This is a genomic window from Intestinimonas sp. UBA1698 (assembly GCF_002320075.1).
GTDB lineage: Bacteria > Bacillota > Clostridia > Oscillospirales > Oscillospiraceae > Intestinimonas > Intestinimonas massiliensis.
The window spans coordinates 1-25196 of record NZ_DCJO01000009.1; the positions used below are offsets into that span (position 1 = coordinate 1).

Here is a 25196-nt window from a genome sequence, read left to right on the forward strand (position 1 = left end):
ATGCCCCCGCCGCCGCGGAAGCCTCCCCCGCCCCCGAAGCCGCCGCCCCGGAAACCCCCCCCGCCGAAGGAGCCGCCGGAGCGCCCGCCGAAGGAGCCGCCCCGTCCGGCGCCGCCGCCCCGGGAGGAACCGCCGCCCCCGCCGAAGAAGGCGCCGCCGCCCATGCCGGGTCCGCCCGGCCCCCTGGGGGGACGGGGGGGAGGGGGCGGACGGTGGCGGTGGGGCCGGCCCCAGAAAAGGGGCCGGTAAACATAGGGGGGAGGGGGCATCCCGGGCAGCAGATAGCGCCGCCGGTAGCGGCTGTAGCGCATACTGTCCAGGATCATGGCGATAAACAGGATGACGACCAGCAGGAAGAAGACCGAGCCCAGCCCAAAGAATCCGCCGCCGCGGCTGTAGGCGGCGTCATAACCGGGGGCGGGGACGGAGCTTTGCCCGCCGTTGGGGGCTGCGGCCGTCCCGCCGGAGGTGGTGCCTCCGCTCAGATCGGCGGCGTAATAGGTTTCATACCAGGCGTGCACCTGATCGAACAGGGCGATGACGGCGGCGTCGTAGTTCCCCGCGTCGAAATCATCCCAGAAATAGTCGTTGAGCCATCCGTCCAGCTTGGAGGCGGTGAGGCTGTCCTCCAGCCCGCGGCCCACCATAGCCCAGCCCTTGCCCTCCCCGGGGGAGAGCAGGAGCAGGAAGCCGTTGTTGGCGTCGGCATCTCCGATGCCCCAGGAATGAAAGATCTCGGCGGCGTATTCATCAGAGTACATGCCGTCCAGAAAATCCACCGTCACCACCACTAGCTGGGCGCCAGTGGCCTCCCACAGGGCCTCGTTCTGCTGGACGATGTAGTTCTCAGTGTCGCTGGAGAGGACATCGGCATAGTCGGCCACATAAAACACGGAGGTGGGCTCCACCACCGCCAAGGCGGCGGGGGAGAGAAGCAAAAGACCGCACAGAAGGGCCGCCGCCAGACGGGGCAGGATGTTTCTATGGTTTTTCAAGGGCAGCTCCTTTCATCGGTAGGTAGGCAGGGGGGATACGAAGGCCACGTGCCGCAGCAGGTTGGCCGGGAAGGTCCCCAAAACGTGGTTGTTAAAGTCCAGAGCCTGGGCGTTGTAGGGGTCCTTGGCGATGCTCAGGGTCCGGGACTGGAGCTCGGCGGTGAAGCCGGAGACATATTTGGCGTCCTGCTCGGAGAGCGCCTCGTCCGCCAGAGTGTTCAGGACCAGCTCGGCCACCACGGCCAGATCGGCCTGGACGAAGGGGTCGGTGACGTCGGCGGACAGGGCGTCCAGATTGGACTTCAGGTCGGTGAGGTTGGCGTTGTCGGCGGGGAGGTAGCGGCTGGCTACGGTGTAGAGGTTGGCGCAGGTGGCCCGGCGGGCCTCCAGGTCCCCTTTGACGGAATGTCCGTCGCCGTAGGCCCCGGTTTCAAAGACCTCCAGGGCGTCGCTGCGCAGACTGGTCAGGGAGCGGTGGGCGCCGAAGACGACGCTGAACAGGATGACCAGCACCGTCACCACCACGGCCCCCCGGCGGGACTTCAGAAAGGCCATGGCTTACCCCCTCAGCTCCAGGAGCTTCTGCTTGAGCTCACCCTCGATGCGGCCCAGCTCCAGCTCGGCCTCCCTGCGCTTCTGGGCGCCCTCCTGCTGGATCTTCATGACCTCGTCCAGGGTGGAGATGAGCTGCTGATTGGTGTGCTGCAGGGTCTGGATGTCCACCACGCTGCGCTCGGCCTCCTTAGCGGTCTCGATGGTGCCCATCTTCAGCATGTCGGCGTTCTTCTGCAGCAGCTCGTTGGTCATGTTGGTGACGGCGCTCTGGGCGGCGGTGGCCTGCCGAGAGTGCTCCAGCCCCAGGGAGAGGACCATCTGGCTCTTCCACAGGGGGATGGTATTCACCAGAGAGGACTGGATCTTTTCCAGCATCAAAGCGTCGTTGTTCTGGATGAGCCGGGTCTGGGGGCCCATCTGGATGGAGATCATCCGGGTCAGCTCCAGGTCGTGGAGCTTCTTTTCAAACCGGGAGCACAGATTGGCCAGATCGTTGTAGGCCTGGGCGTCCTCCTGGCTGCCGCTGGCGGCGGCCTTCCGGCGCAGCTCCTCCAGCTCCACCGAGCGGGTCTTTTCCAGCTTCTTCTTGCCGGCCAGGATATACATGGTCAGCTCTTTGTAGTACTTGGTGTTGAGCTCGTACATCTGGTCCAGCATGGCCACGTCCTTCATCAGGGTGACCTGGTGATTCTCCAACACCTCCACGATCTTGTTTACGTTGGTCTCGGCCTTGGCGTACTGGGCCTTCATGGCGTTGAGGTCGTTTTTCTTCTTCTGGAAGAAGCCAAAGACCCCCTTCTTCTCCTCCTGACCAAAGTTCTGCAGCTCGCCCACCAGGCCGGCCAAAGCGTCGCCCACCTCGCCCAGATCCTTGGTCCGCACCGAATTGAGGGTGTTTTCCGAGAAGGAGGCGATGTTCTTCTGGGCGGCGGCGCCGTACTGAAGGACCATGTTGGAGTCAGTGATGTCGATCTTCTCGGAGAAGTCGTTGACCATCTTCCGCTCGGCGTCGGTGAGCTGGCTCTCGTCCAGCTTGACGGCGTGCTCGTCCCGAGCCTTCTGGGCGGCGGCAGCGTCCTCGGCGGTGAGGGTGGGCTCCAGGGTCAGGTTGGGGGCCTGGGGAGCCTGAGCAGCGGCGGCGGTGTCGGGGGTGAGGGTCAGCTCGGGGGTGAAGTCGGTATTGTCAGTCATGTCGGCGCATCCTTTCTCATATCGTCGTTTCGATTTATTGCTGCTCCGCGCGGAGCGATTCTCCCGCCAGCCCCTCCCGGGCCAGCATGTTTTCCATTACGGTGATGTCGGTGGAGATGTCCAGGGCCTCGTCGCCGAAAAGCGCGTCCAACTGCCGGTCGAAGGCGGTGGCGACGGTGTCCATCATAGTCTCAATTTTGCCCATGGTGCCGTCAATATTGGCGCCCGAGATTCCTGCAGCGTCCATGCGGTCATAGGCGTTGAGGAGCTTCAGCGTGGTGGGCAGGTAGTAGTTCAGAAACTTGCGGATCTGGGGCAGCTTCCGGGGGTGCTCCACCACGTGGGCGATGATTTTGGCGGTGACGGCCTCCATGTGGTCGATCTGGGCCGAGATCTTGGGGTCCTCGATGCTGTCGTTGAGCCGATGCATCTCGGACAGGGCCAGGTCCCGCTGCCGGATCAGTTCGTCCAGCTCGGGGCTGCCGGTCGTGGCGGGCTCGCGCTCCGGCTCGGGGTCCGGGACGGTGAAGGTTTTGTCCGGGCAGAGCTTTTGAACCACCAGATAAGCGGCGATGGACAGTCCGGCGGCCGCAAGGAAGTGGATGAGCTTATACAGGGGCAGGAACAGTCCGAAGATCAGCCAGACCAGCCCCACGGCATAGACCGGCCAGGGGGACTTTTTTACGATGTGCGCCATAACTGCCTCCTCAAATAAAATACAAAAATATTGTACCCTTCCTGTGGGGTGGTGTCAATCCCACACCATTGACACGGGAGGGAAAAATCATTATGATATAAGGAATATCCAAGCTTTGGCCAGAGAGTAAGGGAGACGTTGTCCATGATGCAGTTAGAAGATTTCAAGGCGGCCCGCAGTGTCCTGTCCGGCGTGATCCGGCCCACGCCGCTGGTCCACTCCACCGCTTTTTCCAAGACGACAGAGAATCACGTATACATCAAGCCGGAGAACCTGCAGGTTACGGGAGCCTATAAAATCCGGGGAGCCTACTATAAGATCAGCACCCTCACCCAGGAGGAGAAGGACCGGGGGCTGGTCACCGCCTCCGCCGGAAACCACGCCCAGGGAGTGGCCTACGCCGCCCAGCACGCCGGGGTGAGCGCCACGGTGGTGATGCCCACCACCACTCCGCTGGTGAAGGTAAACAACACCAAGGACTACGGGGCTAACGTGGTGCTCCAGGGGGCCACCTTCGACGACGCCGCCGAGCTGGCCGCCCAGCTCTCCGAGACGGAGGGCTACACCTATGTCCACCCCTTCAACGACCCGGTGCTGGCCACCGGCCAGGGCACCATCGCCTATGAGATCTTCTCCGACCTGCCCGACGTAGACATCATCCTGGTGCCCGTCGGCGGCGGCGGACTGGCCGCCGGCGTGTCCACCCTGGCCAAGCTGCTCAACCCCAACGTAAAGGTCATCGGGGTGGAGCCCACCGGGGCCGCCTCCATGCGCGCCAGCCTGGAGGCGGGCCACATCGTCACGCTGCCCGGCGTGGACACCATCGCCGACGGCGTGGCGGTCAAGACGCCCGGGGACAAGATCTTCCCCTACATCCAGCAGAATCTGGACGGCATCCTCACCTTGGACGACGGGGAGTTGGTGGACGCCTTCCTGGATATGATGGAAAAGCACAAGATGATCGTGGAGAATGCCGGGCTGCTGACCATCGCCGCCCTGAAGCATTTGGGCTGCAAGGGGAAAAACGTGGTGCCCATCCTCTCGGGGGGCAACATGGACGTCATCACCGTGGCCTCGCTGGTGCAGCACGGCCTGGTCCGCCGGGGGAGGGTGTTCACCTTCTCGGTGCAGCTCCCCGACCGGCCCGGCGAGCTGGTCCGGGTGGCCGAGTTGGTGGCGGGCCTCAACGGTAACATCATCAAGCTGGAGCACAACCAATTCGTCAACATCAACCGGCAAGCGGGCGTGGAGCTCCGGGTTACCCTGGAGGCCTTCGGCATGAGCCACAAGGCCGAGATTATGGACGCCCTCCAAAATGCGGGCTATGACGCCAAAGAGGTCATGCCCGGCAACCTGTATGACTGACCGGGCCTGTCCCATTCCGGACCTGCTGCTGTCCCCCGGGCGAGCCCAGGGGACAGCTATCTGAAAAGCGGTGGGACCGTCCGAACGCCGAATACCGGCAGGATTCGGGAGAACCGGGTGTCCAAGGGGGAGACCGCAGGCCGACCGTGGCCATGCCGCGGCGCCGGAGAGGCGCGCCTCCTCTTTTGCCGCGGCCCCGCCGCTTGCTGTATCCTATGCCGCGGGGGAGCCGGGGGTGCCCGGCGGCGGACCGGCCGCGGACCCTTACTTGGTATCATACGGCAATTCCGTGAGGATGACCTTAAGGAGAGATGAAAAGATGCTTAAAATTGCTCCCTCCATTTTATCCGCGGATTTCTGCAACCTGGAGCGGGATATCCGGCGGGTGTCCTCCGCCGACTGGCTCCACGTGGACGTGATGGACGGCATGTTCGTGCCCAACATCACCATCGGCGTGCCGGTGGTGGAGTCCATCCGCAAGCACACCGACCTGTTCCTGGACGTCCACCTGATGGTGGAGAAGCCGGGCCGGTATGTGGAGGCCTTCGCCAGGGCGGGGGCTGACCTGCTCTCGGTCCACCTGGAGGCCGACATGCCTCCTTTTCTTAAGGAGGCCCTCCATGCGATGGACCAGTGCGGGGTAAAAAAGGCGGTGGCCCTGCGGCCCATCACCGCCGCCGAGGCGGTGCTGCCCTATCTGGAGCTGGGAGTGGATCTGGTGCTGGTGATGACGGTGGAGCCCGGCTTCGGCGGGCAGAAGTTTATGGCTGACCAGCTCCCCAAGATTGCGGCTGTTCGGCGTTACATCGAGCAGTATCGGCCCGGCTGCGACCTGGAGGTGGACGGCGGCATCAACGCCCAGACTGCACGGCAGGTCATCGACGCCGGCGCCAACGTGCTGGTGGCGGGCTCCGCCATATACGGCGCAGATGACCCTGCCGCCGCTATCGCCGCCCTGAGAGGGTAAAAATCCCACGACGTTTGGAGGAAATCCCTGATGCAGTATTTTCCGCCTGCCCTGGAGCGGCTCACCGAGCAGTTTGCCCGCCTGCCCGGCATTGGACACAAAAGCGCCCAGCGGCTGGCCTTTTTCGTGCTGTCCCAGCCGGAGGAGGATGCCCGGGCCTTCGCCGACGCCATCGTGTCGGCGAAACGGTCCATCTCCCTGTGTCCCGTGTGCCAGAACCTGACCGAGGGGGAGGGGCCCTGCGCCATCTGCCGGAACGAGAAACGGGACGGCGGAGTGGTGTGCGTGGTGGCCGATCCCAAGGACGTGGTGGCTCTGGAGCGGGCCCGGGAGTATGGCGGGCGCTACCATGTGCTCCACGGGGTCATCTCCCCCATGAACCATGTGGGGCCCGACGACCTGCACATCAAGGAACTGATGGAGCGGGTGTCCGGCGGAGAGGTGCGGGAGGTCATCATGGCCACCAACCCGGATACGGAGGGAGAGGCCACCGCCATGTATCTGTCCCGCCTGTTGAAGCCCTTTGGGGTGCGGGTGACCCGGCTGGCTTACGGCGTGCCGGTGGGGGGGCACCTGGAATACGCCGACGACGCCACCCTCATGCGGGCCCTGGAGGGCCGGAGAGAGATGTAAAAAGGGCGCTGCACCGGCTGCAGCGCCCTTTTTCCGTGCGCTAGAAAAGAAGCTCCTGAATGTCTGCTATTTTTTGGCGGTCGGACAGATGATCATTGCAGGCAATATCTGCAACCTGCTGCAAGGTTTGTTCGGCCGCCCCATGAAGCGTATGCTTGAATTCCTGCATGTCCAGCCCGGGAATTTCAATGGTGAGAGTCCCCTTGCGCAACAGTTCAGCCAGAACGATTCGGAGCCACTTCATAACATCACATCCGCAATACAAAATGTCTTGCTTATTTATACCATGGATTGCATTACGTTGTAAATGACAAAATGTAATACATGGTGATGAAATGAAAAAGTTTAAGCTGCCGGCGGTTCCACAGAGCACATCAAAATCCATCCGGTTTCCCAATGAGGTGATCGAGCAGGTAGAGCAGGCGATCCGCGGCACGGAGGTGACCTTCTCAGCCTTCGTCATCGAGGCCACGCGCGTAGCGCTGGAGAATTTGAGGGAAGAACGCGAAGGGGCGGATTGAATCCGCCCCTTCGCGTCTTATTCGGGCCTTTCAGCCAGCTCACCCGCCAGGCTGCGGGAGAAATATGCGCGGATGGCCTCCTGCTCCCCCGTCTGGCCCAGCACCCACATGAGCTTGGTGACGGCGGACTCGGTGGTCATGTCGTAGCCCTGGATGACCCCCTGGGCCAGGGCCTTCTGTCCCGCCTGATAGAGGGTGAAGTCGCTGCTCTCGTACAGGCACTGCGAGCACACCACCACCGTCATGCCTGCCTGAGCAGCCTTGTGGAGCTTGGCGATCAGGTCCCGGCGGATAAAGTGGAGCCCGCCCGCCCCAAAGGCCTCAATGACCACGCCCCGGTAGTGCATCTGGAGGAGCATGTCGAAGATCTCGGGGTTGAGCCCTGGGGTCAGCTTGATGAGAAACACGTCCTTGCACAGGGAATCCCGCAGCGCGCAGGGTGCGGTGGGCTCCGGCGGCAGGGCGGCGGCGTCCAGGTGGAGCCCCTCCGCGTCCACCACCCCCACCGGGGGCCAGTTGACGCTCTCAAAGGCGTTGAAGTCCTTGGTCCGGGTCTTGACCGCCCGACAGCCCAGCAGCACCCGTCGGTCGAAGGCCAGAAAGACCCCCGCCTGGCCGGTGGCCGCCATGGCAAAGGCCAGCCGCAGGTTCTCCAGCGCGTCGGTGAGGGGGTGGTCGATGGGGAGCTGGGCCCCGGTGAGGACCACTGGGATGCGAATGTCCTGTAGCATGAAGGACAGCACCGAGGCGGTATAGGCCATCGTGTCCGTCCCGTGTGTGATTATGATGCCGTCATAGTCCGCTTTGGATTCAAACACATGCCGGGCGATGACCTGCCATTCCTCCGGCTGGATGTTGGAGGAGTCCAGATGGAGGATGTCCCGGACGGTGACGGTATAGCGGTCGGTGAGGAAGGGGAGGCGGCGGGCCAGGTCCTGGCCGTCCATGCCGGGGGCCAGTCCCTCCGCAGTGGGGGTGGAGGCGATGGTCCCCCCGGTGGTGAGGAGCAAGATCCGCTTTCGCATCAGAAGTCCTCCGCCAGCGCGGCCGCCCGCTCCAGGGCGGCGGTCAGAAGAGCCTCCTTGTCGTTGCGTACGTCGTCCAGTCCCTCGGCGCACAGGAGCCGGAAGTCCGGGATGCCGTACATGGCGCACAGAGCCTGGATGTGCCGGGCCCCCGACTCCATCCACGCCGTCTCCGGCAGGGAGAAGTTCCCGCCCCGGGTGGTGACATACAGCAGCTTATCCGCCCTGCACAGCCCCACCATGGCGCCCCGGTCGTCATAGCCGAAGGTAATGTCGGTGACCGAGATGCGCTCCAAATAAATCTTCAGAACGGCGGGGTAGCTCAGGTCCCAGAAGGGGGCGGCTACCACGATCTTGTCCGCCGCAGCGAACTGGCGGGCCGCGTCAAACATGGGCTGGTCCAGCCGCCCGGCGTTCCAAAGCGCGTCCCGCTCCGCCAGGACCTCGGGATACTGGGGCTGTAATCGCTCCCGGCATAAATTGCGTTCGGTAATCATATCCCCCGGGTGTTTGGCGGCATAGACCTCCAAAAAGCGTCGGGCTAGCTGTTGTGTACGGGACTTTTCCCCCCGCACACAGGCGTTGACAAAAAGAACACAAGCCATTCAGGTTCCCTCCAGCTTCAGTCTTATCCATAGCATATCCAGAATCTCCGGGGAAGTCAAGTCCAGCCCGGTGCAGCCCACCAAGGCGGTCACCCGGCCCTGCCGCAGCAGCAGATAGGCGCCGTCCCCGGCAGTCCAGCACTGGTCAAACCCCAGCTCCGGGGCCTCGGTCCACTGGAGGCTGCCCCAGAGGAAGGCTCCCCGGGCGGTCTCCTTCACGCGGACCTCCGCCGTCCAGCGGGCCAGCCAGGAAAAGACACAGTCATAGCGCTCCGTGGTCAGGATGTGGGCGCTGCCCGCCGGGCCGTCTACGATTTCGCTGTAGTCCAGGTAGTCCGCCAGCACGGAGCGGCGGCCGTCCAGATAGCGGCTGTCGGACCCGATGCTGTCCAGCCCCAGGTCCTCTCCCATCACCACCGGATAGGTCCGGCAGGCCTCCACCGTGGCAGTGTACTCCGGATAAAAGCTGGTCCAGGCTAGATCTACGGTTTGATTCAGGCCCAGACTCTCGGCAATGCAGAGCCCCCCGGCGCAGATCAGCAGGACGCTGACCGCCAGCGCCAGTCCGCCCCGAAGCGCGGCGCCCCGTCCGGGGACCGCCAGGCCGCCGGTTTTGCGGCAGGCCCGAAAGTAGGCCAGGGTGGCCGCCCCGCGCCACAGGAGCTGGAGGACCATCAGCACCAGCATCAGTCCATACAGCAGCGACCCGTTGGAGGCCACGCCCGGGGCCAGGGCGGAGCCGCTGCTGGGCAGGGCGACGGCGAGGAGAACCAGCCACAGCACGGCCGCCAGCAGCACGCCCCCCGAGACCAGCAGGTTTTTCAGCACGTATTGTTTCCAAAACCGCTCCCATTCCATCCCCGGATCGCTCTGGATGGGGGCGGGATGGGTCCCCGGCCGGGAGCGGAACAGCAGCATTCCCCGCAGGGACTGCACCTTTTCCCAACCCGCGTCGGCGCAGAGCTGGAGGTAGTCCGGGTCGGTCTCGTCCAGCGTCCGGCGGAGGTCCAGGTCCACAAAGTGGCTGCGGCCCTCGCAAGGCTCGAACCGGGCCAGAACGTTCAGATGTACCTTTTTCAGCACCCAGCCCGCCGCCGCCCGGCGGTCCAGACAGGCTTGGGCCGCCTTGTAGTCCATGGCCTCATAGGGGAAAAAGCCCCAGGCGCCGCCCATGGTCAGCCCTCCTTATCTATGTCGTTTCAGCGGTCCAGCCCTCCAGCCAGGCCAGCGCGGCGGGGAGAGGGTCGGACGTAAAGTCATCGGTGAACTCCAAGGTGAGCCAGGTGTTTCCGCGGCGGCATAGATATGCGTGCCAGCGGTCGGAGTGGGAGCTCACCCGCCAGACGGCCTCGCAGCCCTCCACCGGGACGCCCTCTGCCCGCTCTGCCGTCCTGTCCCGGTCGGCCAGAAAGGGAGAGACCCAGGTGTGAACGGTAAAATAGACAGAAGTGTAATAGCGGGTGGAGCCCCTGGTTCGAATGAGAAACGACTCACTCCACTCGGCCCGGCTGCCCAGAAAGGTGTCCGAGCGAGTCGGCTGATCTCCATGCATTACCTCAGGCTCTCCGCCCTCCAGCACGGGAGGGGGCGGAATACGGCCGGGAAAGGCGTCCCGCAGAGGGCCGTGGGCCCAGCCGCAGAGGATCAAAAACAGCGCCAGGCCGCACCAGAGAAGCGATCGCTGGAGGATGCGTTTGTCATCCGGATGCCGGACCATCAGGCAGATACCGCCCAGCAGCATACCGGCAAAGACGTAGATATTGGTATCGTTGAGGAGGACGTCCGCCGTCAGGAGGGGGAGGAGGAGCGTGCTGTAGACGGCGGACACCAGAGACAGCCGCCCCCGCCGCCGGGCGGCCGTGGCCTCGGGGACCGGGAGCGCCTCGCCGGCCCCTGCCGCCTGTTTCCAGCAGCGAAAGTGTCTCCCCGACCAGATCAGTTGGAGGAGAAGCAGGGACAGCGGAAGCGGAGAAGTCAGCAGAATGGCGGAGGCCAGATTGCTCTGGGTGAGTATCAGGGGAAGCCGTGCGGGAATGGAAGGCAGCCGCTTCCAGGACACGACGGCCAGCAGGAGGATGAGAAGCAGCGGGATCAGGAGGGGGAGATCGGCCAGGAGCATCCGCCGCAGCACCTTCTTCCGGTAGCGCTGGTACTCCAGGGCCGGATCGGTCTGAATGGGGAGGGGGTCCGTTCCGGGCCGGGAGGCATAGATGTTCAGATACCCCACGGTCTCCACCAGCTCCCAGCCCGCCTCGGTGCAGAGCTGGAGGTAATCGTGCTCCTCCGGCTTCGTGGCGTCGGTCCAGTCCAGAAAGTAGCGCAGATCGGTGCGGTCCGTCCGCCGGAACCGGGCCAGAACGCCGGAATGGACCCGCTCCAGCGCCCAGCCCTCCGCCGCCATGCGGTCCAGCTCGGCCTGGGCGGCCTTATAGTCGATTGCAAGATAGGAAAACAGTCTCCAGCAGGTGGACTCCTTCATGGCATTCTTCCTCCTTTCAGCACGCACTCTCCGTCCGCCACCTGGCGGCGGAGCCGGTCGAATTCCTCCTCCAGCACCTTGCGGCCGTCCGCCGTGAGCCGGTAATACTTCCGGTTGTCCTCCAGGCGGGTGCGGATGATGAGTCCGTCCCGCTCAAAGCGGTCCAGCAGAGCGTACAGGGTCCCCGCCCCGATGGCCACCCGCCCGCCTGTGAGCTGGGAGGCATATTGCATGACGCCGTAGCCGTGGCGCTCCTCCACCAGGGAGAGCAGGACGTAGTACATCGGCTCGGTCAGGGTGTCCAGCTTTTTCCGGGCCACGGCGCGCACCTCCCCCAATTATATCGAATATCGGTATAGTTATCATATATCAATATTCGATATATGTCAATCAAAAACTCCGCTGGGACGGGCCTTTTGGCTCGTCCCAGCGGAGTCATTTCAGATCCGGTCGAGAAAAGACGACTATTCCAGCACCGCGCCCCGGGCGGCGGAGGTGACCAGCTTGGCGTACCGGGCCAGGTATCCGGTCTTGACTTTGGGCTCCGGGCAGACCCACTTGGCCTTGCGGGCGGCCAGTGTGGCCTCGTCCACCAGCAGTTCGATCTTGCAGTTAGGGATGTCGATGGCGATGGCGTCGCCCTCCTCCACGTAGGCGATGGGTCCGCCCAGGGCGGCCTCGGGAGAGATGTGGCCGATGGAGGCTCCCCGGGTGGCCCCGGAGAAGCGGCCGTCGGTGATGAGGGCCACCTCCCTGTCCAGCCCCATGCCGGCGATGGCCGAGGTGGGATTGAGCATCTCCCGCATGCCGGGCCCGCCCTTGGGGCCCTCATAGCGGATGACCACCACGTCGCCGGAGACGATTTTCCCGGCGTAGATGGCGGCGATGGCCTCGTCCTCGGAGTCGAACACCCGGGCCGGGCCGGTATGGACCATCATCTCCGCGGCCACGGCGGACTGCTTGACCACACAGCCCTCGGGGGCCAGGGAGCCCTTGAGCACGGCGATGCCGCCATAGGGGGAGTAGGGGTTCTCGATGGGGCGGATGATGTCATGGTCCAGATTTTCCACGCCCTCCAGATTTTCTGCCACCGTCCGGCCGGTGGCGGTGATACCGGAGGTATCCAGCAGCCCCTTCTTGGTCAGCTCCTTCATAACGGCGTATACGCCGCCCGCCCGGTCCAGGTCCTCCATGAAGGTGTCGCCGGCGGGGGCCAGGTGACACAGGTTGGGGGTGCGGCGGGAGATGTCGTTGGCGAACGCCAGGCTCAGCTCGATGCCGCACTCGTGGGCGATGGCCGGTAGGTGGAGCATGGAGTTGGTGGAGCAGCCCAGGGCCATATCCAGGGTCTCGACGTTGTGGAAGGCGGCCTCGGTCATGATGTCCCGGGGGCGGATGTTCCGCTCCACCAGCTCCATGATCTGCATGCCGGTGTGCTTGGCCAGCCGCAGCCGGGCGGAGTAGACGGCGGGGATGGTGCCGTTGCCCCGCAGGGCCATGCCGATGCCCTCGGTAAGGCAGTTCATGGAGTTGGCGGTATACATGCCGGAGCAGGAGCCGCAGGTGGGACAGGCGTTGTTCTCATAGTCCTCCACCCCCGCCTCGTCCAGCTTGCCGGCCTTGTAGGCGCCCACCGCCTCAAACATGTGGCTCAGGCAGGAGCGGCGGCCGTCCTGGAGCCGGCCGGCCAGCATGGGCCCGCCGGAACAGAAGATGGCGGGGATGTTCAGCCGGGCGGCGGCCATAAGCAGGCCGGGTACGTTTTTGTCGCAGTTGGGGATCATCACCAGGCCGTCAAACTGGTGGGCCAGGGCCATGGCCTCGGTGGAGTCAGCGATGAGATCCCGGGTGACCAGGGAATACTTCATGCCGATGTGGCCCATAGCGATGCCGTCGCACACGGCGATGGCGGGGAACTCCACCGGCGTGCCTCCGGCACACCGGATGCCGGCCTTGACCGCCTCGGCGATTTTGTCCAGATTCATGTGGCCGGGGACGATCTCATTGTAGGAGCAGACCACGCCGATGAGGGGGCGCTCCAGCTCCTCCTTGGTGTAGCCCAGGGCGTAAAAGAGGGAGCGGTTGGGGGCGCGCTCCACGCCCCGGGTCACGTTGTCGCTGCGCATGGGATGACCTCCTTCTGTATGTGAAACAAGTTGTAAGACTATGCTTGCATTGTCTGACTATATAGTATAGGATAGGGGGGAAGATGTCAAGACCGACGAGGTGATGGATATGGAAAAAAAGAGCCTTTCTCAGCGAACGGCGGAGCGGCTGTATACCCAGATCGCGGTGGAGCGGCGTATGGCGCCGGGGGAAAAGCTGCCGAACGAGGTGGAGCTCTCCCGGCGTCTGGGGGTGAGCCGGGCGACCCTGCGGGAGGCCCTCCGGGCCCTGACCACCCAGGGGGTGCTGGAGGTGCGCCGGGGCAAGGGGACCTTCGTGTCGGAACAGGCGGGGGCGACGGACCCGTTCGGCTTTGACCGACTGGACCGGGTGAAGGGGCAGCTTCGGGACCTGTTTGAGCTGCGGGGCATCGTGGAGCCCCAGGCTGCCCGGCTGGCCTGCCGCCGGGCCACGGAGACCGAGCTGGAGGAGATCCTGGCCCGTGGGGCGGAGGTGGAGGACTGTATCCGGGCGGGGCGGGACCGGACCGCGGCCGACCGGGAGTTCCACACAGCCATTGTGCGGGCCACCCATAACGAGTACATGCTGCGGCTGCTGCCGCTGATCCACCAGGCGGTGGCCACGGCGGTGGAGGCGGGGGAGCAGCAGGAACGGCTGGCAGCGGATACCCTGCGGGACCATGCCCTGCTGCTGGAATTTTTCCGGCGCCGGGATGGAGCCGGGGCGGAGCACGCCATGGCCATCCACATGCGCCACGCCATGGACGGGATGGGGCTGGAGTGAATGGAGGAAGGAAAGATGGAGAGGGCTCTGCGGCTGGAGGTAGCCAGTCAGAAGTCGCTGCACGGCGTCTATGACGGTTTGGCGGAAAAGAGTATGCGCCGCTTTTCCATGGTCGCCTGCTATCATTTCAAGCGGATTGCGCCGGGGGCAAGGATATGGGCCTGGAAGGAGCCCGAGCCCCAGGGGTATCTGGTCACCTATTATGATGTGGGGAACCACCCTGTCTGGATGACCCTCTGGAGCACGGAGTTGCCATCCGGCAATGGAGAGAGGCTGTGGTGGGAGACGGAGCGGTTTGCACGGGATTTCAACCGGGATACGGTGCTTGTCAGCGAGGACGAACAGGGTGTCGTCTGCTATCGCTTCTACTCGCCGGACCGTGGGGCACGGGCCTGGGTGCGGGTGGCGCCCGATGGGAGCAGCATGACGGGGGAGCAAACGGAGCAGTTTTTCCAGGGACTGGTGAAGCGCTGGCGGCGCGGAGCCCTGGAACTGGAGGCGGTGCACTTTGAGGAACGTACCCAGGCCTGCGCCTGGCTGGATGATGCTTTTGGATTTCAGCCCAGGGAGATGCCGGAGCGCCGCTCTGTCCTGGAAGCGGCAGCACGGAATGCCCTGAAGAGCCCTTTCCATGTCATACCGTTGGTGCGGGACAAGGCTTATCTGGACTATGACCCAAAGGCGGAGTATGTGAAGGTGCTGCAGGCGGCCCAGGGACTGCTGGCGCCGTCGGGATTTCATAAATCGAAGGGCAATTTCTACCGGCTGTGGGAGGGGGGTGCCTATATGGAGTGCATCCAGTTCCAGAGGAACTGGACGCGGCTGGATCCGACCCAGGAAACAATTTTTACGGTAAACATCGGCTGGGGTGCGGCTGCGCACAGTGGGAGGGAACGCTGGGCAGCAAGGGATCTCACGAGAGGCGCTGCTCCCTGCTCGCGGCGGATTGGCCATCTGACCAGAGGCTATGACCACTGGTATGAGCTGTATCCCGGCGTCGATACGGTGGAGGTGGCGGAAACGGTCATGTCCGATCTGAAAAAGGCGGTGGCTTATCTGGACCAGTGTCGGACATCCGGATAGGGTCATATTTTGAGCGCAGACACTTGCGCCCCAATGACTCTACCGCTGGTCGGTTGACGGAGGCCGCCCTTGCGGGGTAGGATGGGGAACAAGGGAGGGACCCATATGCATGAGATCGACAAGGACCGGTTCGGAGCGTTCGTGGCCCAACTGCGCCGGGAAAAGGGAATGACCCAGAGGGAGCTGGCCGACCGGCTCTATGTGTCGGACAAGGCGGTGAGCAAGTGGGAGCGGGGCCTGAGCCTGCCCGATGTGGCGCTGCTCGTCCCGTTGGCGGACTGCCTGGGGGTGAGCGTTACCGAGCTGCTCCGGGGGGAGCGCAACGCCCGGACCCAGCTTCCGGTGGAGGAGGTAGAGACGCTGGTGAGCGCCTCCCTGCGCCTCGCGGGGGAGGAACAGCGCAGCAGCGGACAGCGCCGCCGGAAGAGGGGGCTGGCCTTTCTCCTCTGCGCCCTGACAGGCATTGGGGAGACCGCGGCCCTGTTGACCGCGGGGGGCTTCGCCTGGGCGGAGCTGGAGTCCACCGTTCTGCTCGTGGAGGGCCTGTGCCTGCTCTTTGCCGCCTGGCTGTGCTTCTGGGCAAAGGAGCGACTGCCTGCCTACTATGACCAGAACAAGATCAGCAGTTACAGCCAGGGACCGTTCCGCATGAACCTGCCGGGGGTGCGCTTCCACAACAGCAACTGGCCCTATATTCTCCGCGCTATGCGGGTCTGGCTGTTGGGGACCATGGTCCTCTTCCCGGCGCTCTGGTGGGCGATCCATATCTTCTGGCCGGAACCGGCTGCCGCACTGGAGCGGGGACTCACCTTGGCAGCCGCCCTGGGGATGCTGTTTGCCGCCATGGTAGCGGGCAAACGGCACGAGTAGCGCTGTCGCTGTGGGAGAAGCCCCGCACTCTCCTCCATCGTGCCGCCTGGCTGGTAAGGGGAAACGCAAGAAAGAGGGCCTGCCCCATGGGGCAGGCCCTCTTTCTTGCGTTCCTGGGTCCTGGCGGACGATGGTTTAGTTGGAGGCGGTATCCAGGTCCTTGTCGCCGCCCCAAATCATGTTCTTGCGCAGCTCCTCGCCCACAATCTCCATCTGGTGCTTGGGGAGCTGATCCCGCTTGGAGTTGAAGAAGGCGCGGCCAAAGCTCTTGTTCTCGGCGATCCAGCGGCCGGCGAAGGTGCCGTCCTGGATGTCGGAGAGGACGGCGCGCATCCGGGCCTTGGTCTCCTCGTGGGGGATGACCCGAGGGCCGGAGACGTACTCACCGAACTCGGCGGTGTCGGAGATGGAGTAGTTCATGGCCGCCACGCCGCCCTTGTTGATGAGGTCGATGATGAGCTTCATCTCGTGGATGCACTCGAAGTAGGCGTTCTCCGGCTCGTAACCGGCCTCTACCAGCACCTCGAAGCCGCACCGCATCAGGTCCACCACGCCGCCGCACAGGACGGTCTGCTCGCCGAACAGGTCGGTCTCGGTCTCGTCGTGGAAGGTGGTCTCCATCACGCCGGCCCGGGCGCCGCCGATGCCGGCGATGTAGGCCAGGGCGATCTGGTAGGCGTATCCGGTGGCGTCCTGCTCCACAGCCACCAGGCAGGGCACGCCCTTGCCGTTGACATAGGTGGAGCGGACGGTGTGACCGGGGCCCTTGGGGGCGGCCATAAACACGTCAACGCCGGCGGGAGGCACGATCTGCTTGTAGCGGATGTTGAAGCCGTGGGCAAAGGCCAGAGCGTTGCCCTCCACCAGGTTGGGGGCGATATCCTTCTTGTAGACATCGGCCTGCACCTCGTCGTTGATGAGCATCATGACGATGTCGGCCCACTTGGCGGCCTCGGGCACGGTCTTGACGGTGAGACCGGCCTTCTCGGCGTTGGCCCAGTTCTTGGAGCCCTCCCGTAGGCCGACGCACACGTCGCAGCCGGAGTCCTTCAAGTTGAGGGCGTGGGCATGGCCCTGGGAGCCGTAGCCGATGATAGCGATTTTCTTGCCGTTGAGGTAGCTGAGCTCGCAGTCTTTCTCATAATACATTTTTGCCATAGTTGAACTCTCCTTTTTCTTTGTTGTTGTCATATATGGTGTTACGCCCACGTTCGATGGCGATTGTACCCGTACGGACGACCTCCAGGATGCCGAAGTCGGCCAGCAGATCCATGAGGGCGCCGGCTTTGCTCTCGCTGCCCAGGATGACCACGGTGAGGGTCTCGCGGCTGATGTCCACGATGCTGGCCCGGAACACGTTGACCACCTGGATGATCTCGTCCCGCTTGTCCTTGGTCTCGGCCCTGACCTTGACCAGTACCAGCTCCCGCTGGACGGCGCTCTCTGGGGAGAGCAGCTTGACCGAGATGACGCACAGCAGCTTGCGCAGCTGGGCGGTGATCTGCCCGATGATGACCTCGTCCCCCTGCATGACGATGGTGATGCGGGTGACACGGGGGTCCTCGGTGGTGCCGGAGGCGATGGAGTCGATGTTATAGCCCTTGCGGGAAAAGAGGCGGGAGACCTGACTCAGGACGCCGGGACTGTTCTCCACCAGGATGGAGATGGTGTATTCTTTCTGTTCCATACCGTGTCCCCTCCTTACTCCAACAGAAATTCGGTGATGGGCTTGCCTGCCGAGACCATGGGGCGCACCGTTTCATCGGTGTCGATGACGCACTCGATGACGTAGGCGTGGCCGCCGTCCAGGGCCTCCCGGAGGGCGGCGGACATCTCCGCTGAAGTGGCGACCCGGCGGCCCCGGATGCCGTAGGCGTCGGCCAGCTTGATGAAGTCGGGGGCAAAGTTCAGGTCGGTCTGGGAGAAGCGGCCCTCGTAGAGCAGGTTCTGCCACTGGTGGACCATGCCCAGGGTGTGGTTGTTGAAGATGACCACGATGACGGGGATGTCGTAGTGGGAGACGGTGGCCAGCTCCTGGCCGTTCATACGGAAGCAGCCGTCGCCGGTCATGAGCAGCACCGTTTTCTCGGGGTGGCCCATCTTGGCGCCGATGGCGGCGCCGAGGCCGAAGCCCATGGTGCCGAAGCCGCCGGAGGTGATGAGCTGGCCGGGGTAGTCGAAGTGGAAGTGCTGGATGGACCACATCTGATGCTGGCCCACGTCGGTACATACGATGGAGTCGCCGGGTGCCATGCGCCGGATGGTCTGGATGATCTGGCGGGGCGTGAGCTGGCCGTCGTCGGCCTCCGGGCCGGGGCGGTGGGAGAAGACGAACTGCTTCCAGGCGGAGTGGTCATACTGGGGGATGCGCTCGTTGACCATCCGCAGCACCTGTTTGGCATCTCCGATGATGTGGTGGTCGGTACGCACGTTTTTGTCGATCTCGGCCCGGTCGATGTCGATGTGGACGATTTTGGCCTGCTTGGCAAAATCCTTGGGGTCGGTGGCCACCCGGTCGGAGAAGCGGCAGCCCACCGCGATGAGCAGGTCGCAGTTGTCGCACCCGATGTTGGAGGCGCGGGAGCCGTGCATTCCCAGCATTCCGGTGGTGAGAGCGTGACCGCCGGGGAAGCCGCCGCCGCCCATGACGGTGATGGCGACCGGGGCGTCCAGCCGCTGGGCCAGGGTGGCGAATTCCCGGTCGGCCCGGCTGCGGACCACGCCGCCGCCGCAGATGAGCATGGGGCGCTCCGAGCGGGCGATCAGCTCCACCAGCTTCTCCACGTCCTCCCGGTTGGGGGCGGGGGTGTTCAGGTCCCAGCCCACCCGCTTGCGCAGCTCGGCCAGGCGGCCGTGAAACTGGTGCTCCTCCTTGGGCAGATACTCATAGTCGATCATCGTGTCCAGGGAGGTGACGTTTTTCAGCAGGTCGATGAGCACCGGCCCGGGCCGGCCCATAGCCGCCACGGCAAAGGCCTCCCGGATGACGTCGGGGATCTCGTTGGGGTCCCGGACCAGGTAGGTGGCCTTGGTGATGGGCATGGCGATGCCGGTGATGTCCACCTCCTGGAAGGCGTCCTTGCCCAGTGTGCTCTCCCCCACGTTGCAGGTGAGGAACACCACGGGGGAGGAGTCCATATGGGCGGTGGCGATGCCGGTGGTCAGGTTGGTGGCCCCTGGGCCGGAGGTGGCAAAGCACACCCCTACCTTGCCCGTGGCCCGGGCATAGCCGTCGGCTGCGTGAGAGGCCCCCTGCTCGTGGGCGGTGAGGATATGGCGGATCTTATCCTGATAGCGGTAAAGCTCGTCGTAGATGTTGAGAATGGTGCCGCCGGGATAGCCGAAGACGGTATCCACCCCCTGCTCCAGCAGGCACTCTAAGATGGCTTGTGTGGCTCGTAGTTTCACGTCTCTTCCTCCTGCGTCGTCGCCGCAAGCGTCATCTCCCGCGCCGCGGCCCCTCTCCCCGCGCGGCCCGCTTGCGCCGGGCCCGTGCGGGGCTGCGTTCCGGACTGGGGGGCACCCCAGCCCGGGCAATGGCTCAGTTTGTATTGCGTCAAAGCTCTGCCGTTAAATTTTGCCGCTGCCCTTCTGTACGGCGATGACGCCGGTCCGGGCCACCTCCAGGATAGAGAAGGGCCGCAGCAGGCTTTCAAACAGATCCACCCGCTCCGGAGTGTCGGACAACTCCAGGGTCATAGTGGTGCTGGTAATGTCCGCGATCCTGGCCCCCATGATCTGGCACAGATTGGAGACGTCCTGACGGGTCTTGGTGGTGGTGGATACCTTAATAATAATAAGCTCCCGGCCGATGAGGCTCTTTTCATCCAGGGTGCGGACCTTGATGACGTCCACCAGCTTGTTGAGCTGTTTTTCCACCTGCTCCACCACGTTGTTGCCGCTGTCCACGATGATGGTGATGCGGGAGATGTTCTTGTCGTCGGTGACGCCGACGGCCAGGCTTTCAATGTTGAAGGCCCGCCGGGCGAACAGGCCGGTGATCCGGTTCAAGACGCCGGCCCGGTTTTCCACCAGCACGGAAATGGTCTGTGTCATGCCGCGTCCTCCTTCCTCAAGTCGTGGCCATGGGGTCCACGTCGCAGATGAGCAGATAGGGCCCCTGGCTGGTCAGCATGGCGTCGATAGCCTCGGCCACCTGGGCGTCGTTGGAGATGCGGCGGCTGGGCACGCCGTAGGCGGCGGCCAGGGTTTCGAAGTCCGGGGAGCCGTCCAGGCGGACCCCGAAGGGGCCGCTGTAGCTCCGGCGCTGGATCTGGTGGACCAGGCCCAGAACCCCGTTATGTACCATGACAAGCTTCACATCGGCGCCCATGGCGTTCAGAGTGGCCAGCTCGTTTTCAAACATCTGGAAGCTGCCGTCGCCGCAGACCACAACGGTCTGCCGCCGGGGCTCGGCGGTCTTGACGCCCAGGGCGGCGGGCAGGGAGTAGCCCATGGTGCCCAGACCGCCGGTGGTGAGGAAGCGCCCGTGCTTCATGGGCAGGTGCTTGGCGGCCCAGATCTGGTTTTGCCCCACGTCCACGCAGACGCAGGCGTCGTCGTCCAGCCGGTCGCCCAGGGCGCGCATGAGCCAGGCGGGAGTGACGCTCCCGGCGGCGGGGGAGGGGAAGGGGGCGGCCTCGCTGGCCCGGAAGGCGTGCAGCTCAGCCAGCCAGTCGCCGCTGTCGGCCTTGGGGGCATGGGAGAGAAGCTGCCCCAGGATGACCTTTACGTCGCCTACCACCGGGACGGTGGGGGAGAGGTTCTTGCCGATCTCCGCCGGGTCCACGTCCAGATGGACGGTCTTGGTGCGCCGGGCCACCTCTTTGGGGGCGGTGACGGCCCGGTCGGCGGCCCGGGCCCCGGCGATGATGAGCAGGTCGGTGGTATTGAGGGCCCGGTTGGCGGTGGCGGTGCCGAAGGCGCCGATCATACCCAGGTTCATGGGGTGATCGGAGGGCAACAGACCTAGACCCATCATGGTGGTGACCACCGGGAGACCGGCGCTCTCGCACAGGGCCAGCAGCTCCTCCCGGGCCCCTGCGCTGAACAGGCCGCCGCCCGCGCACAAAAGGGGACGGTGAGAGGCAGAGATGGCCTGGGCTACCTTTTTGATCTGCAGCTCGTTGCCCCTGACGCTGGGCTTATAGCCCCGGATGTCCACTGAATCGGGGTATTTTGGCTCAATCATCTGCTCCTGAATGTCCACGGGAACGTCGATGAGGACGGGCCCCTGCCGGCCGGTAGAGGCAATGTGAAAGGCCTCCTTTACCATTCGGGGGATGTCGTTGGCGTCCTTGACCAGATAGCTGTGCTTGATGAAGGGGGCCACGGCGCCGGTGATGTCCACCTCCTGGAAGATGTCACGGCCCAGCAGATAGCTCTGCACCTGGCCGGTGATGGCCACCAGGGGGATGGAGTCCATATAGGCGGTGGCGATGCCGGTGATGAGGTTGGTGGCGCCCGGCCCGGAGGTGACCATGCATACGCCGGGCTTGCCCGTCATGCGGGCGTAGCCGGAGGCCATGTGGCCGGCGTTCTGTTCCGTGCGGACCAGAGTATAGGCGATGTCCGTGTGGGCCAGGGCGTCCACCGCGGGGCAGATGGTGGCTCCCGCATAGCCGAACATGTGGTCCACATGCTCCCGTTTCAGGCTTTCCATCAGTGCCTGGGCTCCGCTGATCATGCAGCACTCCTCCTTAATTGCTTGATTTGTTCCCGGCGGCTCAGGGAAAAAAGCAAAAAGACTTCGTCCCCCATAGGACGAAGTCTCACTCCGTGGTACCACCTAAATTCGCGGCGGCAGGCCGCGCACTCGTTATCCCGATAACGGAGGGAATCCGTCTGCGCCTACTCTGTTCAGCGCAGCGGCTCCCGGGCGACTTTTGTCTGGGGCCTCACGGAAGCTCGCAGCGACCGCTTCCTCTCTGTGCTTGCGGAACCAGACTACTTACCCGGTCATTGCCGATTTTGAATGTTATTAACTGCAATCATACAGCCGCGGAGTTGGTTTGTCAATTGGAGAAAACGGCAATTTTGCCGTTTCTCCGTTTTTGTCAAGAAGCCGGGGAGGGACGGAGAAATATTTTGATTGGTTGCCCAAAAAACAAATGGTCGCGGAACGGACGGAAGGACGGCGGCGGGCGCGGGCCTGGAAAATATATTGTTAGAATCGGTGCAGTTTTTTGCGTGGAAACACTGGACTTTTTTCGCATTACGAGCTATTATAAGAGAGATTCGAAGGCCTCATGCGTCAGGGCGGCGTCCAGACGGTGCATGAGGCTTCTGAGCGAATCGTGGGGAAAAGCGTAGAGCTGAGAAGTAATGACAGAGGTGATGCTATGAACCATAAGTTTTATGGCGGCGTCCACCCCGCCGAACACAAGGAGGCCACGGAGCGCAAACCAGTGGTACCGCTGGAGGAAGCTCCTGCACAGGTGGTAATCCCCATGTCGATGCATGTGGGCGCACCCTGCAAGCCCATTGTAGCCGTGGGGGACGAGGTCACCGTGGGACAGAAGATCGGCGAGATCGCCGGTCTTGGCGCGCCGATCCACGCCAGCGTCTCCGGTAAGGTCGTGGCCGTCGAGCCCCGGCCCCATCCCGGTGGAGACGTGATGATGTCCGTGGTGATCGAAAACGATTATAAAGATACTCCGCACCCCTCTATCGTCCACCGGGACAATGTGGATGCCCTGACCAGTCAGGAGATCATCGACATTGTCAAGGAGGCCGGTATCACGGGTATGGGCGGCGCGGGATTCCCCACCCACGTCAAGCTCAGCGGTGCCGTCGGCAAGGCGGACACCATCATTCTCAATGGCGCCGAGTGCGAGCCCTACATCACCGCCGACCACCGGCTTATGCTGGAGCGGGGCGAGGCGGTCATCGGAGGCGCGCGCTTTATCATGAAAGCGCTGGGCCTGAAAGAGGCCACCATCGGCATTGAGGGCAATAAGCTGGACGCCGTGGAGCATCTCAAGAGCCTGCTGCCCAACGGAGATACCTCCATTCATGTGGAGACGCTGAAGACCCGGTACCCCCAGGGTGCTGAGAAGCAGCTCATCCAGCGGGTCACTGGCCGTGAGGTTCCTCCCGGAGGACTGCCCGCCGACGTGGGCTGTACCGTGTTCAACGTGGCCACCGCCGCCGCCATCTACGATGCGGTTACCGAGGGTAAGCCCCTGACTCACCGCAACGTCACCATTACCGGCGGCGCCATTGAGCGGCCCATGAATGTCAACGCTCCCATCGGCACCCCCGTCGAGCACCTGATCAAGATGGCCGGCGGCTTCAAGACCCAGCCTCAGCGCCTGCTGATGGGCGGCCCCATGATGGGCAACCCCCAGTATGACCTGACGGCCCCCATGTTCAAGGGCACCAACTGCATCCTGGCGCTCACCGACGCCGAGGCCGCCATCCAGGATACCGAGCAGACCTGCCTGCGCTGCGGCCGCTGCGTCAACGCCTGTCCCATGCACCTGATGCCCCTCTACATGCACATGTACGCCGAAAAGCGCGCCTGGCATGAGCTGGAGGGCTACAACATCATGGACTGCATGGAGTGCGGCTCCTGCAACTACATCTGCCCCGCCCGCATCCACCTGGTGCAGTCCTTCCGGATGGCCAAGTTTGAGATCCGCGGTCTGGCGGCCAAGCAAAAAGCAAAGGAGGGGAAAGCATGAGCCTGGAATCTCGTAAGCTCGCGGTAGCTTCCTCCCCCCACGTATCCTCCCCCATCGGGACCCGGTCCCTGATGCTGGACGTGCTGATCGCACTGGTCCCGGCTCTGTGCATCGGCATCTGGTTTTTCGGCCCCCGGGCCCTGACCATGACCGTGGTGTCCGTACTGGCCTGTGAGATCTTTGAGTACGGCTACCGCAAGCTGCTGAAGAAAACCAACACCTGCGGGGACCTGTCCGCCGCCATCACCGGCGTGCTGCTGGCCTTCGTCTGCCCCGTGACCCTGCCCTACTGGGTGCTGATCATCGGCGATTTCTTTGCCATCGTGGTGGTCAAGCAGCTCTTCGGCGGCCTGGGCAAGAACTTCCTGAACCCCGCCCTGGGCGGCCGCGCCTTCCTGATGCTGTGCTACCCCATCCTCATGACCACCTGGGTGAAGCCCGGCCGGGCCAACTGGGCCGGCCTGCTCTCCGGCACCGTGGGCATGAACGGGGCCGAGCTGGCCACCGGCGCCACCCCCCTGAGCGTGGACTTCATGCACTCCGGTCTTCTGCCAGACGCCTCCCTGGGCGACATGCTCATCGGCAATGTGGGCGGCTGCCTGGGCGAGGTCTCCGCCCTGATGCTGATCGTCGGCGGGATCTACCTGGTGGTCCGCGGTGTCATCCGGGTCCGCGTCCCTGTGTCCTTCATCGCCAGCGTGGCGGTGCTGACCTTCCTCTTCCCCGCCGCCGGTGTGGGCCGTCTGGACTGGATGCTCTACAATCTGCTGGGCGGCGGCCTGATGCTGGGCGCCATCTTTATGGCCACCGACTATGTCACCAGCCCCGCCACCCCCAAGGGTGAGATCATCTTCGGCATCGGCTGCGGTCTGCTGACCGTCTTCATCCGTAAGTTCGGCGGCTATCCCGAGGGCGTCAGCTACGCCATCCTGATCATGAACACCTGCGTGTGGCTGCTGGACAAGGTGGGCAAGCCCGCCCGCTTCGGCGTCACCAAGGAAATGAAAGAGAAGCAGAAGGCAGCAAAGAAAGCGGCAAAGGAGGCTGAGGCGAAATGAGCGAGAATACTGCGGTCGTGACCAAGAAGGAGCCCGGTATGGCCTCTCTGGTCATCGTGCTTTTTGCCATCAGCGCCATCACTGCGCTGGTCCTGGGCCTGGTGAACATGGTCACCGCGCCCCAGATCGCCATCAATACGCAGAAGAAGACCGACGAGGCCAAGGCCGCCGTCCTGGCGTCCGAGGTCTATGAGGATGTGGCTTACGCCGGCGCGGACACCACCATCAAGAACATCTGGAAGGCCGGCGACGCCGGTTACGTGGTGGAGGTCACTCCCTCCGGCTTCGGCGGCAACCTGGACGTCATGGTGGGCGTGGACAACGACGGCGTATGCACCGGCGTGTCCATTGTCTCTCACGCCGAGACCTCCGGCCTGGGCGCAAATGCCACCAAGGAGGCCTGGCGCGCACAGTTCATCGGCAAGTCTGGTACGCTGGCCGTCACCAAGGACGGCGGCGAGATCGAGGCTCTCACCGGCGCCACCATCACCTCCCGCGCGGTCACCAGCGGCGTTAACTCCGCCATTGCGGCCGTGGCCGAGCTGGGTTAAGGAGGG

General features: G+C 64.0%; 26 protein-coding genes and 1 other annotated feature. Of the genes, 10 read left to right on the plus strand and 16 right to left on the minus strand.

Annotation, left to right across the window (positions count from 1 at the left end):
• The 4 genes from B3H64_RS01885 to B3H64_RS01900 all read right to left on the minus strand — a co-directional run.
• Positions 1-995 (minus strand): TPM domain-containing protein (locus B3H64_RS01885; RefSeq protein ID WP_286732484.1); only part of this gene is annotated, 995 nt, incomplete at its 3' end.
• 12 nt (positions 996-1007) lie between these two features.
• A complete protein-coding gene (locus tag B3H64_RS01890; protein ID WP_286732486.1) occupies positions 1008-1550 on the minus strand; it encodes a hypothetical protein in 543 nt (180 codons plus the stop codon).
• A gap of 3 nt (positions 1551-1553) precedes the next feature.
• Positions 1554-2741, minus strand: a complete 1188-nt coding sequence (locus B3H64_RS01895) for a toxic anion resistance protein (protein ID WP_050617619.1) — start codon at positions 2739-2741, stop codon at positions 1554-1556.
• A gap of 34 nt (positions 2742-2775) precedes the next feature.
• The gene (locus tag B3H64_RS01900) at positions 2776-3438 is read right to left on the minus strand and encodes a 5-bromo-4-chloroindolyl phosphate hydrolysis family protein (protein WP_286732489.1); all 663 of its coding nucleotides are present in this window, start codon (positions 3436-3438) and stop codon (positions 2776-2778) included.
• A gap of 144 nt (positions 3439-3582) precedes the next feature.
• Between B3H64_RS01900 and ilvA the strand changes: the two genes are divergently transcribed.
• The 3 genes from ilvA to recR all read left to right on the plus strand — a co-directional run bounded on the left by ilvA (position 3583) and on the right by recR (position 6403).
• Positions 3583-4803: a threonine ammonia-lyase gene (ilvA, locus tag B3H64_RS01905; protein WP_286732491.1), complete on the plus strand. Its 1221-nt coding sequence runs from the start codon at positions 3583-3585 to the stop codon at positions 4801-4803.
• A 319-nt stretch (positions 4804-5122) separates the two neighbouring features.
• Positions 5123-5770: a ribulose-phosphate 3-epimerase gene (gene rpe / locus B3H64_RS01910; protein ID WP_286732492.1), complete on the plus strand. Its 648-nt coding sequence runs from the start codon at positions 5123-5125 to the stop codon at positions 5768-5770.
• A gap of 30 nt (positions 5771-5800) precedes the next feature.
• Positions 5801-6403, plus strand: coding sequence for a recombination mediator RecR (gene recR, locus B3H64_RS01915; protein WP_286732493.1), 603 nt, complete (start codon positions 5801-5803; stop codon positions 6401-6403).
• A gap of 40 nt (positions 6404-6443) precedes the next feature.
• Here recR and B3H64_RS01920 read toward each other — a convergent pair whose 3' ends face one another.
• Positions 6444-6647, minus strand: coding sequence for a hypothetical protein (locus tag B3H64_RS01920; RefSeq protein ID WP_286732495.1), 204 nt, complete (start codon positions 6645-6647; stop codon positions 6444-6446).
• Positions 6648-6738: 91 nt separating this feature from the next.
• Between B3H64_RS01920 and B3H64_RS01925 the strand changes: the two genes are divergently transcribed.
• Complete coding sequence (locus tag B3H64_RS01925) at positions 6739-6924, plus strand: YlcI/YnfO family protein (RefSeq protein WP_050617624.1); 186 nt, start codon at positions 6739-6741, stop codon at positions 6922-6924.
• A 17-nt stretch (positions 6925-6941) separates the two neighbouring features.
• Here B3H64_RS01925 and B3H64_RS01930 read toward each other — a convergent pair whose 3' ends face one another.
• The 6 genes from B3H64_RS01930 to ilvD form a co-directional block, all read right to left on the minus strand.
• Positions 6942-7949, minus strand: coding sequence for an asparaginase (locus B3H64_RS01930; RefSeq protein ID WP_286732500.1), 1008 nt, complete (start codon positions 7947-7949; stop codon positions 6942-6944).
• Complete coding sequence (locus tag B3H64_RS01935) at positions 7949-8554, minus strand: NAD(P)H-dependent oxidoreductase (RefSeq protein ID WP_050617626.1); 606 nt, start codon at positions 8552-8554, stop codon at positions 7949-7951. The genes B3H64_RS01930 and B3H64_RS01935 overlap by 1 nt, the downstream gene beginning before the upstream one ends.
• On the minus strand, positions 8555-9727 hold the full coding sequence (locus B3H64_RS01940; RefSeq protein ID WP_238074681.1) for a DUF2812 domain-containing protein: 1173 nt from the start codon (positions 9725-9727) through the stop codon (positions 8555-8557).
• Between the two features lie 16 nt (positions 9728-9743).
• A complete protein-coding gene (locus B3H64_RS01945; protein WP_286732507.1) occupies positions 9744-11033 on the minus strand; it encodes a DUF2812 domain-containing protein in 1290 nt (429 codons plus the stop codon).
• Entirely contained in the window at positions 11030-11353 is a 324-nt protein-coding gene (locus B3H64_RS01950) for a PadR family transcriptional regulator (protein WP_050617629.1), read from the minus strand. Before B3H64_RS01950 ends, B3H64_RS01945 begins: the two co-directional genes overlap by 4 nt.
• A 144-nt stretch (positions 11354-11497) precedes the next feature.
• Positions 11498-13159, minus strand: a complete 1662-nt coding sequence (ilvD, locus tag B3H64_RS01955) for a dihydroxy-acid dehydratase (protein ID WP_286732510.1) — start codon at positions 13157-13159, stop codon at positions 11498-11500.
• A 109-nt stretch (positions 13160-13268) separates the two neighbouring features.
• On the opposite strand from ilvD, the gene B3H64_RS01960 reads away from it, so the two are divergent.
• The 3 genes from B3H64_RS01960 (at position 13269) to B3H64_RS01970 (ending at position 15896) form a co-directional block, all read left to right on the plus strand.
• A complete protein-coding gene (locus B3H64_RS01960) occupies positions 13269-13943 on the plus strand; it encodes a FadR/GntR family transcriptional regulator (RefSeq protein WP_094762540.1) in 675 nt (224 codons plus the stop codon).
• Between the two features lie 15 nt (positions 13944-13958).
• Entirely contained in the window at positions 13959-15026 is a 1068-nt protein-coding gene (locus B3H64_RS01965) for a DUF4304 domain-containing protein (protein WP_050617632.1), read from the plus strand.
• A gap of 105 nt (positions 15027-15131) precedes the next feature.
• On the plus strand, positions 15132-15896 hold the full coding sequence (locus B3H64_RS01970) for a helix-turn-helix domain-containing protein (protein WP_286732513.1): 765 nt from the start codon (positions 15132-15134) through the stop codon (positions 15894-15896).
• A 135-nt stretch (positions 15897-16031) separates the two neighbouring features.
• Here the strand turns inward: B3H64_RS01970 and ilvC are convergent, their stop codons facing one another.
• The 5 genes from ilvC to ilvB (B3H64_RS01995) form a co-directional block, all read right to left on the minus strand.
• Positions 16032-17054 carry a ketol-acid reductoisomerase gene (gene ilvC / locus B3H64_RS01975; RefSeq protein ID WP_050617648.1) on the minus strand — a complete coding sequence of 341 codons (1023 nt, stop codon included), beginning with the start codon at positions 17052-17054 and terminating at the stop codon, positions 16032-16034.
• The gene (ilvN, locus tag B3H64_RS01980) at positions 17035-17583 is read right to left on the minus strand and encodes an acetolactate synthase small subunit (RefSeq protein ID WP_050617649.1); all 549 of its coding nucleotides are present in this window, start codon (positions 17581-17583) and stop codon (positions 17035-17037) included. Before ilvN (B3H64_RS01980) ends, ilvC begins: the two co-directional genes overlap by 20 nt.
• 14 nt (positions 17584-17597) lie before the next feature.
• The gene (gene ilvB / locus B3H64_RS01985) at positions 17598-19304 is read right to left on the minus strand and encodes a biosynthetic-type acetolactate synthase large subunit (protein ID WP_050617650.1); all 1707 of its coding nucleotides are present in this window, start codon (positions 19302-19304) and stop codon (positions 17598-17600) included.
• Between the two features lie 162 nt (positions 19305-19466).
• Complete coding sequence (gene ilvN, locus B3H64_RS01990; protein ID WP_050617651.1) at positions 19467-19952, minus strand: acetolactate synthase small subunit; 486 nt, start codon at positions 19950-19952, stop codon at positions 19467-19469.
• Between the two features lie 16 nt (positions 19953-19968).
• Complete coding sequence (gene ilvB, locus B3H64_RS01995) at positions 19969-21582, minus strand: biosynthetic-type acetolactate synthase large subunit (RefSeq protein WP_050617652.1); 1614 nt, start codon at positions 21580-21582, stop codon at positions 19969-19971.
• 70 nt (positions 21583-21652) lie between these two features.
• Positions 21653-21867 (minus strand) — a binding site (T-box leader).
• A 370-nt stretch (positions 21868-22237) separates the two neighbouring features.
• On the opposite strand from ilvB (B3H64_RS01995), the gene rsxC reads away from it, so the two are divergent.
• Genes rsxC through B3H64_RS02010 form a run of 3 tightly spaced genes read left to right on the plus strand, consistent with a single transcriptional unit; the run spans position 22238 to position 25190 of the window.
• Positions 22238-23581 carry an electron transport complex subunit RsxC gene (rsxC, locus tag B3H64_RS02000; RefSeq protein WP_050617653.1) on the plus strand — a complete coding sequence of 448 codons (1344 nt, stop codon included), beginning with the start codon at positions 22238-22240 and terminating at the stop codon, positions 23579-23581.
• A complete protein-coding gene (locus B3H64_RS02005) occupies positions 23578-24639 on the plus strand; it encodes an RnfABCDGE type electron transport complex subunit D (protein WP_050617654.1) in 1062 nt (353 codons plus the stop codon). The genes rsxC and B3H64_RS02005 overlap by 4 nt, the downstream gene beginning before the upstream one ends.
• A complete protein-coding gene (locus B3H64_RS02010; protein ID WP_050617655.1) occupies positions 24636-25190 on the plus strand; it encodes an RnfABCDGE type electron transport complex subunit G in 555 nt (184 codons plus the stop codon). The genes B3H64_RS02005 and B3H64_RS02010 overlap by 4 nt, the downstream gene beginning before the upstream one ends.
• Positions 25191-25196 lie beyond the last annotated feature (6 nt).

Bases quoted from the DNA above. Each gene is read 5' to 3' on its own strand.
- B3H64_RS01890 (WP_286732486.1), bottom strand. From the start codon at position 1,550: ATGGCCTTTCTGAAGTCCCGCCGGGGGGCCGTGGTGGTGACGGTGCTG.
- B3H64_RS01895 (WP_050617619.1), bottom strand. From the start codon at position 2,741: ATGACTGACAATACCGACTTCACCCCCGAGCTGACCCTCACCCCCGAC.
- B3H64_RS01900 (WP_286732489.1), bottom strand. From the start codon at position 3,438: ATGGCGCACATCGTAAAAAAGTCCCCCTGGCCGGTCTATGCCGTGGGG.
- ilvA (WP_286732491.1), top strand. From the start codon at position 3,583: ATGATGCAGTTAGAAGATTTCAAGGCGGCCCGCAGTGTCCTGTCCGGC.
- rpe (WP_286732492.1), top strand. From the start codon at position 5,123: ATGCTTAAAATTGCTCCCTCCATTTTATCCGCGGATTTCTGCAACCTG.
- recR (WP_286732493.1), top strand. From the start codon at position 5,801: ATGCAGTATTTTCCGCCTGCCCTGGAGCGGCTCACCGAGCAGTTTGCC.
- B3H64_RS01920 (WP_286732495.1), bottom strand. From the start codon at position 6,647: ATGAAGTGGCTCCGAATCGTTCTGGCTGAACTGTTGCGCAAGGGGACT.
- B3H64_RS01925 (WP_050617624.1), top strand. From the start codon at position 6,739: ATGAAAAAGTTTAAGCTGCCGGCGGTTCCACAGAGCACATCAAAATCC.
- B3H64_RS01930 (WP_286732500.1), bottom strand. From the start codon at position 7,949: ATGCGAAAGCGGATCTTGCTCCTCACCACCGGGGGGACCATCGCCTCC.
- B3H64_RS01935 (WP_050617626.1), bottom strand. From the start codon at position 8,554: ATGGCTTGTGTTCTTTTTGTCAACGCCTGTGTGCGGGGGGAAAAGTCC.
- B3H64_RS01940 (WP_238074681.1), bottom strand. From the start codon at position 9,727: ATGGGCGGCGCCTGGGGCTTTTTCCCCTATGAGGCCATGGACTACAAG.
- B3H64_RS01945 (WP_286732507.1), bottom strand. From the start codon at position 11,033: ATGAAGGAGTCCACCTGCTGGAGACTGTTTTCCTATCTTGCAATCGAC.
- ilvD (WP_286732510.1), bottom strand. From the start codon at position 13,159: ATGCGCAGCGACAACGTGACCCGGGGCGTGGAGCGCGCCCCCAACCGC.
- B3H64_RS01960 (WP_094762540.1), top strand. From the start codon at position 13,269: ATGGAAAAAAAGAGCCTTTCTCAGCGAACGGCGGAGCGGCTGTATACC.
- B3H64_RS01965 (WP_050617632.1), top strand. From the start codon at position 13,959: ATGGAGAGGGCTCTGCGGCTGGAGGTAGCCAGTCAGAAGTCGCTGCAC.
- B3H64_RS01970 (WP_286732513.1), top strand. From the start codon at position 15,132: ATGCATGAGATCGACAAGGACCGGTTCGGAGCGTTCGTGGCCCAACTG.
- ilvC (WP_050617648.1), bottom strand. From the start codon at position 17,054: ATGGCAAAAATGTATTATGAGAAAGACTGCGAGCTCAGCTACCTCAAC.
- ilvN (WP_050617649.1), bottom strand. From the start codon at position 17,583: ATGGAACAGAAAGAATACACCATCTCCATCCTGGTGGAGAACAGTCCC.
- ilvN (WP_050617651.1), bottom strand. From the start codon at position 19,952: ATGACACAGACCATTTCCGTGCTGGTGGAAAACCGGGCCGGCGTCTTG.
- ilvB (WP_050617652.1), bottom strand. From the start codon at position 21,582: ATGATCAGCGGAGCCCAGGCACTGATGGAAAGCCTGAAACGGGAGCAT.
- rsxC (WP_050617653.1), top strand. From the start codon at position 22,238: ATGAACCATAAGTTTTATGGCGGCGTCCACCCCGCCGAACACAAGGAG.
- B3H64_RS02005 (WP_050617654.1), top strand. From the start codon at position 23,578: ATGAGCCTGGAATCTCGTAAGCTCGCGGTAGCTTCCTCCCCCCACGTA.
- B3H64_RS02010 (WP_050617655.1), top strand. From the start codon at position 24,636: ATGAGCGAGAATACTGCGGTCGTGACCAAGAAGGAGCCCGGTATGGCC.